Annotated in this window: 13 protein-coding genes; 10 read left to right on the top strand and 3 right to left on the bottom strand. The window is 72.9% G+C overall.

What is annotated here, in order from left to right:
* The first annotated feature begins 7 nt into the window (after nucleotides 1-7).
* The gene (gene purD / locus GGQ55_RS06835; RefSeq protein WP_179715708.1) at nucleotides 8-1,276 is read left to right on the top strand and encodes a phosphoribosylamine--glycine ligase; all 1,269 of its coding nucleotides are present in this window, start codon (nucleotides 8-10) and stop codon (nucleotides 1,274-1,276) included.
* On the opposite strand, the gene GGQ55_RS06830 is transcribed toward purD, so the two are convergent.
* Nucleotides 1,263-2,708 carry an AI-2E family transporter gene (locus tag GGQ55_RS06830; protein WP_179715707.1) on the bottom strand — a complete coding sequence of 482 codons (1,446 nt, stop codon included), beginning with the start codon at nucleotides 2,706-2,708 and terminating at the stop codon, nucleotides 1,263-1,265. The two genes, purD and GGQ55_RS06830, sit on opposite strands and share 14 nt — an antisense overlap.
* 103 nt (nucleotides 2,709-2,811) lie before the next feature.
* On the opposite strand from GGQ55_RS06830, the gene purB reads away from it, so the two are divergent.
* From purB to GGQ55_RS06795, 7 genes are all read left to right on the top strand, one after another.
* Entirely contained in the window at nucleotides 2,812-4,119 is a 1,308-nt protein-coding gene (gene purB / locus GGQ55_RS06825; protein WP_179715706.1) for an adenylosuccinate lyase, read from the top strand.
* Nucleotides 4,116-4,991 carry a phosphoribosylaminoimidazolesuccinocarboxamide synthase gene (locus GGQ55_RS06820; protein ID WP_179715705.1) on the top strand — a complete coding sequence of 292 codons (876 nt, stop codon included), beginning with the start codon at nucleotides 4,116-4,118 and terminating at the stop codon, nucleotides 4,989-4,991. The genes purB and GGQ55_RS06820 overlap by 4 nt, the downstream gene beginning before the upstream one ends.
* Before the next feature lie 68 nt (nucleotides 4,992-5,059).
* Nucleotides 5,060-5,482: a hypothetical protein gene (locus GGQ55_RS06815; protein WP_179715704.1), complete on the top strand. Its 423-nt coding sequence runs from the start codon at nucleotides 5,060-5,062 to the stop codon at nucleotides 5,480-5,482.
* Nucleotides 5,483-5,531: 49 nt separating this feature from the next.
* Nucleotides 5,532-5,771 carry a phosphoribosylformylglycinamidine synthase subunit PurS gene (gene purS, locus GGQ55_RS06810; RefSeq protein ID WP_179715703.1) on the top strand — a complete coding sequence of 80 codons (240 nt, stop codon included), beginning with the start codon at nucleotides 5,532-5,534 and terminating at the stop codon, nucleotides 5,769-5,771.
* A gap of 11 nt (nucleotides 5,772-5,782) precedes the next feature.
* Nucleotides 5,783-6,454, top strand: coding sequence for a phosphoribosylformylglycinamidine synthase subunit PurQ (gene purQ, locus GGQ55_RS06805; RefSeq protein WP_366488887.1), 672 nt, complete (start codon nucleotides 5,783-5,785; stop codon nucleotides 6,452-6,454).
* Nucleotides 6,451-8,709, top strand: coding sequence for a phosphoribosylformylglycinamidine synthase subunit PurL (purL, locus tag GGQ55_RS06800; protein ID WP_179715702.1), 2,259 nt, complete (start codon nucleotides 6,451-6,453; stop codon nucleotides 8,707-8,709). The genes purQ and purL overlap by 4 nt, the downstream gene beginning before the upstream one ends.
* Entirely contained in the window at nucleotides 8,709-9,092 is a 384-nt protein-coding gene (locus GGQ55_RS06795; RefSeq protein ID WP_179715701.1) for a sterol carrier family protein, read from the top strand. Before purL ends, GGQ55_RS06795 begins: the two co-directional genes overlap by 1 nt.
* Here GGQ55_RS06795 and GGQ55_RS27605 read toward each other — a convergent pair.
* Nucleotides 9,082-9,216 (bottom strand): MFS transporter small subunit, encoded by a 135-nt coding sequence (locus GGQ55_RS27605; protein ID WP_281371291.1) that lies wholly within the window; start codon nucleotides 9,214-9,216, stop codon nucleotides 9,082-9,084. The genes GGQ55_RS06795 and GGQ55_RS27605 overlap by 11 nt on opposite strands.
* A complete protein-coding gene (locus GGQ55_RS06790; RefSeq protein ID WP_179715700.1) occupies nucleotides 9,213-10,622 on the bottom strand; it encodes an L-lactate MFS transporter in 1,410 nt (469 codons plus the stop codon). Before GGQ55_RS06790 ends, GGQ55_RS27605 begins: the two co-directional genes overlap by 4 nt.
* A 149-nt stretch (nucleotides 10,623-10,771) precedes the next feature.
* Between GGQ55_RS06790 and GGQ55_RS06785 the strand changes: the two genes are divergently transcribed.
* Together GGQ55_RS06785 and GGQ55_RS06780 are read left to right on the top strand one after the other, a co-directional pair.
* A complete protein-coding gene (locus GGQ55_RS06785) occupies nucleotides 10,772-11,857 on the top strand; it encodes an S-(hydroxymethyl)mycothiol dehydrogenase (protein ID WP_179715699.1) in 1,086 nt (361 codons plus the stop codon).
* A complete protein-coding gene (locus tag GGQ55_RS06780; protein WP_179715698.1) occupies nucleotides 11,857-12,465 on the top strand; it encodes an MBL fold metallo-hydrolase in 609 nt (202 codons plus the stop codon). The genes GGQ55_RS06785 and GGQ55_RS06780 overlap by 1 nt, the downstream gene beginning before the upstream one ends.
* Nucleotides 12,466-12,467: the final 2 nt, after the last annotated feature.

Genomic DNA, 12,467 nt, shown 5'->3' with positions numbered 1-12,467 from the left:
TCCTCCCGTGCGCGTGCTCGTGATCGGCTCCGGCGCCCGGGAGCACGCCCTGTGCGTCGCTCTGTCCTCCGACCCGGACGTCGAGGCGCTGGCCTGCGCGCCCGGCAACGCCGGCACCCGTGCGATCGCCGAGCCGCTGCCGGTGGACGTGGCCGATCCGGTCGCGGTGGCCGCCGTCGCCCGCGAGTGGGGAGCGGACCTCGTCGTCGTCGGGCCCGAGGTGCCGCTGGTCGCCGGTGCCGCCGACGCCGTCCGGGAGGCCGGTATCGCCTGCTTCGGGCCGTCGGCCCAGGCCGCGCAGCTGGAGGGCAGCAAGTCCTTCGCCAAGCACGTGATGGCCGCGGCCGGCGTCCCGACGGCGCGCGCGTGGCCGGTCGGGGGCGTCGCCGAGCTGGCGACCGCGCTGGACGAGGTCGCCGTCGTCTCCGCGGGCATGCCGTACGTGGTCAAGGACGACGGGCTGGCCGCCGGCAAGGGCGTGCTGGTGACCCCCGACCGGGACGCCGCGCTGGCCCACGGCCGGGCCGTGCTCGACGCCGGGCACTCGGTGCTGATCGAGGAGTACCTCGACGGCCCCGAGGTCTCGCTGTTCGCCGTCACCGACGGGACGACGGTGCTCCCGCTGCTGCCCGCGCAGGACTTCAAGCGCCGCGACGACGGCGACGGCGGCCCGAACACCGGCGGCATGGGCGCCTACGCCCCGCTGCCGTGGGCGCCGTCCGGGCTGGTCGACGAGGTCCTGGCCACCGTCCTGCAGCCGACCGTCGACGAGATGCGCCGCCGCGGCGAGCCGTTCTCGGGGCTGCTCTACGCCGGCCTCGCGCTCACCTCCCGCGGCGTGCGCGTGGTCGAGTTCAACGCCCGCTTCGGCGACCCCGAGACCCAGGTCGTGCTGCCGCTGCTGGAGACGCCGCTGGGCGGGCTGCTGCACGCGGCCGCGACCGGCCGGCTCGCCGAGCACCCGCCGCTGCGCTGGCGGGACGGCGCCGCGGTGACCGTCGTCGTCGCCGCCGAGGGCTACCCCGAGCGGCCGCGCACCAGCGACCGGATCAGCGGTGCCGACGGCGAGGGCGTGCTGCACGCCGGCACGGCGCCCGCGGCCGACGGCGGCGTGGTCTCGGCGGGCGGACGGGTGCTCGCCGTCACCGCGGTCGGTCCCGACCTGGCGGCGGCCCGGCAGCGCGCCTACGAGCGGGTGGCCGGCGTCCGGCTGGCCGGAGCGCACTGGCGCACCGACATCGCGCTGGCCGCGGTCGAGGGCGCTATGTCGCGCTGACCACCGGTTTCGCGCGCTCGGGGCGCGGCTCGGGTGGTCGTGGTCCTTCGAGCCGGCGGGACAGGTACGTGCCGGCGACGTTCGCGCACGCCACCGTCGGGACGGCGATCAGCGCACCGAAGATGCCGCCGATGAGCAGGCCGGCGGCGATCGACAGCACCACCGCCAGCGGGTGCACCCGCACCGCGCGGCCGAGCAGCAGCGGCTGCAGCACGTGCCCCTCCAGCTGCATGACCAGCAGCACGACCCCCAGCGTGAGCAGCGCGATGATCGGGCCCCGGGACACGAGTGCGACCAGCACGGCGACCGAGCCGGCGAGGAACGAGCCGAGGATCGGGATGAACGCGCCGAGGAACACCAGTGCGGCCAGCGGGATCACCAGCGGTACCCGCAGGATCGCCAGGCCGATGCCGATGCCGATCGCGTCGACCAGGGCGACGACGACCGTCGCGCGCACGTAGGAGATCAGCGTGCGCCAGGCCCGGCGGGCGGCCTCGTCGAGGTAGGCGCGCGAGTCCTTGGGAAACAGGCCGACCAGCCACAGCCAGATCGAGCGGCCGTCCTTGAGGAAGAAGAACAGGGTCAGCAGCGAGAGCAGGAAGCCGGTGACCACCTCGCCCACCGTCGCCGCGGTGGTCAGGGCCCCGGTGGCGAGCTCGCCCTTGTTGGCGACGAGGGTGTCCTGCAGCTGCGAGACGGCGTTCTCCAGCTGGTTCTTGGTGACCGGGAACGTGCGGACGATGAAGTCCTGCACCTGGCCGATGCCCTGGCTGACCTGCGCGGCCAGGTCGGAGAAGCCGGCGGTGAACCGCTCGACCACCAGCGTGATGATCCCGGCGACGACGGCGAGCCCGACGAGGAGCATCGCCAGCGCGGCCAGCGAGCGCGGCCACCGGCGCTTGACCAGCCCGGCGGCGCCGGGCTGGAGCAGCGCGGCCAGCAGCAGGGCCACGATCACCGGGACGACGACGACGGCGATGGTCGCCAGCGCGCGCAGCAGCACGTACACCCCGACCACCACGACGATGAGCCGCCACGACCAGGCGGCCGCGGTGCGCAGCCCGGTCGGGACGGCGCCGCCGTCGGGGGAGGCCGCCGACCGGCCGGGCAGCAGGCGGCTGGTGCGCTCGCCGGGCCGGTGCGGCCGGCCGCCGTTGCGGGGCGGACCGCTCACCCCACCCGGCGCGAGGGGGCCGTCGAGGTCGGGCGCGCCCGGCTCGGGGCTGCCCAGGGGCGGCTGGGTCGCCCCCTCGGCGTCCAGGTCGTCGTCCGTCGCCTCGGGAGGTCCGGCGTGGGGCTCGGTCCCGTCCTCGTCGTGGACGAGGACGGCCCCGTCGTCGTGGCGCTCGGGCCAGGCGTGCGGATCGTGCTCGGCGGCGGCGCGGATGCGCTCCCTCGCCCTCTCGACCAGCGGTTTGGCCCGGCGCAGCATTCGGTACCTCCGGCTGGCTGTAGGGGCCGTCAACGATCACGGTAGCCCTGCGGAAGACTGTTGACGTGGTGCGACGAGCTGAGCGGCCCGAGGCGGTACCCGAATGATCGACAGGTACACCCGTCCGGAGATGGGACGGGTCTGGAGCGACGAGCACAAGTACGAGCTCTGGTGCCGGGTGGAGACCCTCGTCCTGGAGGCGCACGCCGCCGCCGGCCGGGTGCCCGCGGACGTCGTCGAGCCGGTGCGCAACGCGCCGCCGCCGACCCCGGAGCGGGTGGCCGAGATCGAGGAGACGACGCAGCACGACGTCATCGCCTTCCTCACCGCGTGGGCCGACAACACCGAGCCCCGGTCGGCCGCCGCGTACGTGCACCACGGGATGACGTCGTCCGACCTGCTCGACACCGCGCTCGCGGTCCAGCTCACCGAGGCGACCGACCTGCTGCTGGCCAAGGCCGACCGGCTGGTCGCCGCCCTGCGCGACCACGCGCTGGCGCACCGGAACACCATCAAGGTGGGGCGCACGCACGGCGTGCACGCCGAGCCCGACGTCTGGGGCCACCGGGTCGCCGACATCGCGTTCGCGATGGCCCGCTCGCGGGACCGGCTGCGGGCCGCCCGCGACCGCGTCGGCGTCGTCGCGATCTCCGGTGCGGTCGGCACGTACTCGCTGATCGACCCGTCGGTCGAGGTCGAGGTGGCGCGCGCCCTGGACCTGCGGCCGGCCGACGCGTCCACCCAGGTGGTGCTGCGCGACTCGATCAGCGAGTGGGTGTCCGCGCTGGCCATCATCGCCACCGTCTGCGAGACGGTCGCGCTCGAGGTGCGGCACGGGCAGCGGACCGAGGTGCGGGAGCTGTCGGAGGCGTTCGGCTCGGGCCAGAAGGGCTCCAGCGCGATGCCGCACAAGAAGAACCCCATCCGCTCCGAGCGCATCGCCGGGCTGGCGCGGGTCGTCCGGGCGGCGATCGTGCCGGTGATGGAGGGCATCCCGCTGTGGCACGAGCGGGACATCTCGCACTCCTCGACCGAGCGCGTGTTCCTGCCCGACGCGGCGATCACCACCGACTACCTGCTGCACCTGACCACCGGTCTGGTGGAGAACCTGGTCGTCGACGCCGACCGGATGCGGGTCAACCTGGAGTCGACCGGCGGCCTGATCTACACCTCGTCGGTGCTGCTGGAGCTGGTCGAGGGCGGGCTGTCCCGCGAGGAGGCCTACGCGCTGGTGCAGTCGGCGGCGATGGAGACGTGGAACACCGGGACGCCGTTCCGCGCCACGCTGCGCTCGCGCGCCAAGGCGGACGGCGTCGAGCTCGACGAGGCGCGGCTGGACGAGATCTGCCGGCCGGAGCGGTACGTGCAGAACCTCGGCCCGCTGTTCGAGCGCGTCGCGGCCCTGCGGTGAGCGTCGAGCTGCCCCTCCTCGCGCGGGGCAAGGTGCGCGAGATCTACGACGCCTCCACCCCGGCCGCCCCCGACCGCCTGCTGCTCGTGGCCTCCGACCGCATCTCCGCCTACGACCACGTCCTGCCGACCCCGATCCCCGACAAGGGGCGGGTGCTGACCCAGCTGTCGGTGTGGTGGTTCGAGCAGCTCACGCCGGTGCTGGAGTCCTTCGGCGCCTCGCACCACCTGATCTCGGCGACGGACGTGCCCGACGACGTGGCCGGCCGGGCGATGCTGGTGCGGCGGCTGGAGATGCTGCCGGTCGAGTGCGTGGCCCGCGGCTACCTGTCCGGCTCGGGCACCAAGGAGTACGCGCGGACCGGCTCGATCCGCGACGTCGCGCTGCCGGCCGGGCTGGTCGAGGGCTCACGGCTGCCGGCACCGGTGTTCACGCCGTCGACCAAGGCGGAGGTGGGGGAGCACGACGAGGCGATCGACTTCGCCGCCGTCGTGTCCGCCGTGGGCGCCGGCCGCGCGGAGGAGCTGCGCGAGCTCACGCTGGCGCTGTACTCGCGGGGGGCCGAGATCGCCGAGGCGGCCGGGATCGTCCTGGCCGACACGAAGTTCGAGTTCGGTCTGGACGGCGACGAGCTCGTGCTCGCCGACGAGGTGCTGACGCCCGACTCCTCCCGCTTCTGGCCGGCCTCCTCCTGGTCGCCCGGTGCGGCGCAGCCCTCGTACGACAAGCAGTACGTCCGCGACTGGCTGACGAACGAGTCGGGCTGGGACCGCACCTCGACCCCGCCGGAGCTCCCGGACGACGTCGTCGCCGCGACCCGCGAGCGCTACGTCACGGCCTACGAGCAGCTGACCGGCCGGTCCTTCGCGTAGGAGGTTCTTGCGGATCCCTTGCGCCGCCCGTGCGGGGACCTCGCGCGTCGGCCACCAGAGTGGCCACCGTGTCCACCGCCCGCCGCGCCGTCCTGGTGCTCGTGCTGGCGGTCAGCACGGTCCTGGCCGGCGGCCTCGCGGCCGAGGCGTCGTTCTCCGAATCGGTGGGCGGCAGCACCTCGATCACCACCAATGCGATCACGGCCCCGACCGGTGTCACCGCCGTGAAGAACTCCTGCTCGAACGCCCGCTGGATCGACGTCACGATCTCCTGGCAGCCCAGCCCCTCCGCGCGGATCAACGGGTATGCCGTCACCGCCTACCGCAGCGACGGTCAGGTGACCATGGTGGGCACGACCGGGACCGGTAGCACCGCCCTGAGGACCACGGTCGACAAGCTGACCGGCGCGTCCACGGTCTTCACCGTCACCACCACCACGTCCTACGGCTGGACCGCCGAGTCGCTCTCCAGCGCGTCCATCACCTGCTGACCCCGGTGAGATCTCGGGGCCCTCGAGGACGCCAGGTAGTCTCGTCGGCGTGCCGCGGGTGGTCGTCGACGTCGTCCTGAAGCCGGAGATCTCCGACCCCCAGGGTCAGGCGGTGCTCGGCGCACTCGGCCGGCTCGGCCACGACGGCGTGCGCAGCGTGCGCCAGGGCAAGCACTTCGTCCTCGACGTCGAGGGCACGCCCGACGAGGCGGAGCTGAAGCAGATCGCCGAGACCCTGCTGGCCAACCCCGTCATCGAGGACGTCGAGCTGCACCTCCCGACCGACTGAAGGACCTGCTTGTGCGCATCGGGGTCATCACCTTCCCGGGCTCTCTGGACGACGTCGACGCCGCGCGTGCGGTGCGCCTGGCCGGCGGTGAACCCGTCGCCCTCTGGCACGCCGACCACGACCTGAAGGACGTCGACGCCGTCGTCCTGCCCGGCGGCTTCTCCTACGGCGACTACCTGCGGGCCGGCGCGATCGCCGCCCGCGCGCCGTTGATGCAGGACGTCGTCACCAGGGCGCGGCAGGGGCTGCCGGTGCTCGGCATCTGCAACGGCTTCCAGGTGCTCTGCGAGGCGGGGCTGCTGCCCGGCGCGCTGACCCGCAACAGCCACCTGCACTTCCGCAACCGCGACCAGGTGCTCCGCGTCGAGCGCGACGACACGTCGTGGACCGGTGACTACGCGCAGGGCCAGCGGATCGTGATCCCGGTCAAGAACGGCGAGGGCCGCTACGTCGCCGCCCCGGCCGACCTCGACCGGCTCGAAGCGGAGAACCGCGTCGTCTTCCGCTACGTCGACGGCAACCCCAACGGCAGCCTCCGCGACATCGCCGGGGTGACCAGCGAGAACGGCCGCGTCGTCGGGCTCATGCCGCACCCCGAGCACGCGATCGAGGACCTCACCGGGCCCTCGACCGACGGGCTCGGGTTCTTCACCTCCGTGCTGAAGGCGGTCGTCACCGCATGATCGACACCGTCGAGCTCGCCGCGAAGTCGCCGGACGACGAGCAGCCCTGGGCCGAGCTCGGGCTGAAGTCCGACGAGTACCTGCGCATCCGCGACATCCTGGGCCGCCGGCCGACCACCGCCGAGCTCGCGATGTACAGCGTCATGTGGAGCGAGCACTGCTCCTACAAGTCCTCGAAGGTGCACCTGCGCCGCTTCGGCGACCTGCCGCGCAGCGAGGCCCTCCTCGTCGGCATCGGCGAGAACGCCGGGGTGGTCGACGTCGGCGACGGCTACGCGGTCACCTTCAAGGTCGAGTCGCACAACCACCCGAGCTACGTCGAGCCCTACCAGGGCGCCGCGACCGGCGTCGGCGGCATCGTGCGCGACATCCTCACGATGGGCGCCCGCCCGGTCGCCGTCATGGACTCGCTGCGCTTCGGTCGCGCCGACGCCCCCGACACCGCGCGCGTGCTGCCCGGCGTGGTCGCCGGCGTCGGCGGCTACGGCAACTGCCTGGGCCTGCCCAACATCGGCGGCGAGCTGCTCTTCGACGACTGCTACGCCGGCAACCCGCTGGTCAACGCGCTGTGCGTCGGCGTGATGAAGCACGAGGACGTCCGGCTGGCCAAGGCCGAGGGCGTCGGCAACAAGGTGATCCTGTTCGGGGCGCGCACCGGCGGCGACGGCATCGGCGGGGTGTCCGTGCTCGCGAGCGAGACCTTCGACGCCGAGGGCCCGGCCAAGCGGCCCAGCGTGCAGGTCGGCGACCCGTTCACCGAGAAGCTGCTCATCGAGGCGTGCCTGGAGATCTTCGCCGCCGACCTCGTCACCGGCATCCAGGACCTCGGCGGCGCCGGGCTGTCCTGCGCGACGTCGGAGCTGGCCAGCGCCGGCACCGGCGGCATGCACGTCGACCTCGACACCGTCCCGCTGCGCGACTCCACGCTCACCCCGGCCGAGATCCTGATGAGCGAGTCGCAGGAGCGCATGTGCGCGATCGTCGAGCCGGCCAAGGTCGAGCAGTTCCTCGCCGTCTGCGCGAAGTGGGACGTGCTGGCCACGGTCATCGGTGAGGTGACCGACGGCGACCGGCTCACCGTCGACTGGCACGGCGAGCGGATCGTCGACGTCCCGCCACGCACCGTCGCCCACGAGGGCCCGGTCTACGACCGGCCGATGACCCGCCCGCAGGACCTCGACGACCTGCAGGCCGACGACGCCGGGCGGCTGCCGCGGCCGTCGACCCCGGCGGAGCTGCAGGCGCACTGGCTGGCGGTGCTGGCCAGCCCGGACGGCGCCGACAAGACCTGGGTCACCGAGCAGTACGACCGCTACGTCCGCGGCAACACGGTGCTCGCCCAGCCCGAGGACGCCGGTGTCGTGCGGATCGACGAGGAGAGCCACCGCGGCATCGCGCTGGCCCTCGACGGCAACGCCCGGTTCTCCCGGCTCGACCCGTACGCCGGGGCGCAGCTGAACCTGGCCGAGGCCTACCGCAACGTCGCGGTGAGCGGGGCGCGCCCGCTCGCGGTCACCAACTGCCTGAACTTCGGCTCCCCGGAGGAGCCCGAGGTCATGTGGCAGTTCGCCGAGGCGGTGCGCGGCCTGGCCGACGCCTGCCGGGTGCTCGGCCTGCCGGTGACCGGCGGCAACGTGAGCCTCTACAACCAGACCGGCGATGTCGCGATCAACCCGACGCCGGTGATCGGCGTGCTCGGCGTGCACGACGACGTCCGGCAGCGGGTGCCGTCCGGTTGGCGCAAGCCCGGCGAGACCGTGCTCCTGCTGGGCGCGACGAAGCCGGAGCTCGGCGGCTCGGCGTGGGCCTCGGTCGTGCACGGCCACCTGGGCGGCCGGCCGCCCGCGCTCGACCTCGAGGCGGAGCGGAGGCTGGCCGACCTGCTCGGCGCCCTGTCCCGCGAGGGGCAGCTGAGCTCCGCGCACGACCTGTCCGACGGGGGCCTGGCGCAGGCGCTGGCCGAGTCGGCCCTGCGTTACGGCGTGGGTGCGCGGCTGAGCCTGGGTGGCGATCCGTTCGTCGCGCTGTTCAGCGAGTCCACCGGCCGCGTCGTCGTCACCACGACCGAGCCGGGTGCGGTGAAGGCGACGGCCGACTGGGCCGGCGTGCCGGTCACCGAGCTCGGGACGACGGGCGGCGACTCGCTGGCCGTCGACGGCGGAGCCGAGCTGCCGCTGGCCGAGCTGCGGGCGGTCTGGGCGGCGACGCTCCCGGCACTGTTCGGGACCCCGGAAGCGACCGTCCAGGCGAGCTGATGGCGGCCTCGCAGCCGATCCCCGCCGAGGAGCTGGTCGCCGCCGTCGCGCCGGTGCGGGCGTGGCTGGCCGGGGAGGACGAGCAGCCGGCGCGCGCCGTCGTCGGTGCCGCGGTGAAGACGACGGCCCGCTGGCTGGCCCAGCAGGTGCCGGGGCGCTCGGTGGAGCTGCGCGTGCCGCCGCACGTCGCCGTCCAGCTGGTGCCCGGACCCCGGCACACGCGCGGGACCCCGCCGAACGTGGTCGAGACCGACGCGGCGACCTGGCTGCGACTGGCCACCGGCGCCCTCACCTGGGACGACGCCGTGGCCGGCGGGAAGGTGAGCGCCAGCGGCAACCGCGCCGACCTGAGCGCTCACCTCCCCCTGCGGCCTATCCGGTGAACAGCGTGCTCGCGGCCCGGATGGTCTGGATCAGGCCGTAGAGCAGCGGGATGCCGACCAGGGCCCAGGCCAGCACGATCATCGCGACCGGGGTGTGCGTCTGCTCCGGGTTGGGCGTGGTCATCGGGCGGCGCTCCGTTCGTGGGTCTGGGCGGCGACGGCGTCGCGCCGGGGCTCGTGCCACTTCGCCGCCACCGGGCGGATCAGCAGGTTGGCGATGAAGCCGATGGCCAGCAGGCCGACCATGATGAAAAGCGCCGGCCGGTAGTCGCCGGCGACCAGCTCACCCGGGGTGCCCTGCGTGTCCAGGACGCCGTTGACGATCAGCGGACCGGCGATCCCCGCTGCCGACCAGGCGGTGAGCAACCGGCCGTGGATGGCGCCGACCTGGAACGTGCCGAACAGGTCACGCAGGTAGGCCGGGACCGTCGCGAAGCCGCCGCCGTAGAACGAGATGATCAGCGCGGCGAGCAGGACGAACAACCAGGTCGCGCTGCTGCCCACGGTGGCCAGCAGGACGTAGAGCACCAGGCCGACGCCGAGGTAGATCATGTACATCGGCTTGCGGCCGATGTAGTCCGACGTCGTCGACCAGGCGAACCGGCCGCCCATGTTGAACAGGGAGAGCAGCCCGACGAACCCGGCGGCGGCCGCCGCGGCCACGGTCGAGGTGGTGCCGTCGCGGAAGAAGTCCTGGATCATCGGGCTGGCCTGCTCGAGGATCCCGATGCCGGCCGTGACGTTGCAGAACAGCACGACCCACAGCAGCCAGAACTGCGGCGTCTTGATCGCGTTGCCGGCCGAGACGCTCTCGGTGGTGACCAGGGACTTCTGCTTGACCGACGAGGGGTCCCAGCCGGCGGGCTTCCAGTCGTCGGCGGGCACCCGGATGATGAACGCGCCGAACATCATGTAGACCAGGTAGATCAGGCCCAGGGTCAGGAACAGCAGCGCGACCGCGGAGCCGGCGGGCACCTGGTCGGCGGCGCCGGTGTAGTCGGGGTCGTACCAGTCCATGAGCTGCTTGGACAGCGGCGAGGCGATGAGCGCACCACCGCCGAAGCCCATGATCGCCAGGCCGGTGGCCAGCCCCGGCCGGTCGGGGAACCACTTGATCAGCGTGCTGACCGGCGAGATGTAGCCGATGCCCAGCCCGATCCCGCCGATGACGCCGTAGCCGAGGTAGAGCAGCCACAGCTGCCCGGTGGCGATGCCGAGCGAGCCGACCAGGAAGCCGACCGACCAGCAGATCGCCGCGACGAACATCGCCGCGCGGGGCCCGTTGCGGTCTACCCACGTGCCGAAGACCGCGGCGGAGAGCCCGAGCATGACGATGGCGATCGAGAAGATGATCCCGATCGCGGTCAGACTGGTGTCGAAGTGCTGGACCAGCGCCGTCTTGTAGACGCTGGTGGCGTACGCCTGGCCGATGCACAGGTGGACGGCCAGGGCGGCCGGTGGGATGAGCCAGCGGTTGAAGCCGGGTTTGGCGATGATGCGCTCACGTGCGAGAAATCCGGGCACTGCCACGAAAGGACCTCCGCTCGGCGGCGACCGGACGCCTGTGTCCGGCCTGAGAGATGCCTGGAAGCGGGGAAACGGTACGTCCGCTTCCGGATCCTTGCTCGTTGAACGAGACGGCCCCGTGACGTCGGGACGGCCCGCTCTAGGCTCGGGCCATGCCGTACGAGGTTCGGGGCGTCGTCGCCCGCGCGAAGGGTCAGCCGGTCAGCATCGAGACGATCGTGGTGCCCGACCCGGGTCCGGGTGAGGCCGTCGTCGACGTCCAGGCCTGCGGGGTCTGCCACACCGACCTGCACTACCGCGAGGGTGGGATCAACGACGACTTCCCGTTCCTGCTCGGGCACGAGGCCGCGGGCGTCGTCTCGGCGGTCGGCGAGGGCGTCACCAACGTGGCGGTCGGCGACTACGTGATCCTCAACTGGCGCGCGGTGTGCGGGCAGTGCCGGGCCTGTCTCAAGGGCGAGCCGCAGTACTGCTTCAACACCCACAACGCCGCGCAGAAGATGACGCTGCTGGACGGCACCGTCCTGTCCCCGGCCCTCGGGATCGGCGCGTTCGTGGAGAAGACCCTGGTGCACTCGGGCCAGTGCACGAAGGTCGACCCGGCCGCGCCGCCGACCGCCGCGGGGCTGCTGGGCTGCGGTGTGATGGCCGGCGTCGGCGCGGCGATCAACACCGGCGCGGTCAAGCGTGGCGAGAGCGTCGCCGTCTTCGGTTGCGGCGGCGTGGGTGACGCGGCCATCGCGGGCGCCAAGCTCGCGGGCGCGACGACGATCGTCGCCGTCGACATCGACGACCGGAAGCTGGAGTGGGCCCGGAAGCTCGGCGCCACCCACACGGTCAACTCGACGAACGAGGACGCGGTCGAGGCGGTCAAGGCGCTCACCGGCGGGTTCGGCGCCGATGTCGCGATCGACGCGGTCGGCCACCCCAAGGTCTTCGAGCAGGCCTTCTACGCCCGCGACCTGGCCGGCCGGGTGGTGATGGTCGGCGTCCCGACGCCGGACATGAAGGTCGAGCTCCCGGCGATCGAGATCTTCGGTCGGGGTGGGGCGATCAAGTCCTCCTGGTACGGCGACTGCCTGCCCAGCCGCGACTTCCCGATGCTCATCGACCTGTACCTGCAGGGCCGCTTCCCGCTCGACGAGTTCGTCTCCGAGACGATCGCGCTCAAGGACGTCGAGGAGGCGTTCGAGAAGATGCACCGCGGCGAGGTGCTGCGGTCGGTGGTCGTCTTCTGATGACTCCCCGGATCGAGAAGGTCGTCGTCTCCGGGGTCTTCAGCCTCGACGGGCAGGACTTCGACGTCGACAACAACGTCTGGCTGGTCGGGGACGACGACGAGGTGCTCGTGATCGACGCCCCGCACGACGCGGCGCCGATCGTGGCGGCGATCGGCGGCCGCCGGGTGACCGCGATCGTGCTGACCCACGGGCACAACGACCACATCACGGCGGCGCCGGCCCTGCGCGGGGCGACCGGCGCGCCGATCTGGTTCAACCCCGCCGACCGGATGCTGTGGGACATGACCCACGACGGGGTCGACCCGGACGAGGAGCTCGGCGAGGGGACGACGTTCCGCGTCGCCGGGGTGACCCTCATGGCGCTGTCCACGCCGGGTCACTCGCCGGGCAGCACCTGCCTGCACGCGCCGGACCTCGGCGCCGTGTTCACGGGGGACACCCTCTTCCACGGCGGCCCGGGCGCGACCGGCCGGAGCTTCAGCGACAAGCCCACGATCCTGGACTCGATCCGGTCGAAGCTGCTGACCCTGCCCGGCGACACCGTCGTGCACACCGGGCACGGCGACGACACGCGGATCTCCGCGGAGACCGGCAACGTGCAGTGAGG

This window comes from Petropleomorpha daqingensis, assembly GCF_013408985.1.
GTDB lineage: Bacteria > Actinomycetota > Actinomycetes > Mycobacteriales > Geodermatophilaceae > Petropleomorpha > Petropleomorpha daqingensis.
Note: the sequence above shows the minus strand (reverse complement) of the source record. Positions and strands in the feature narration are given on the sequence as shown.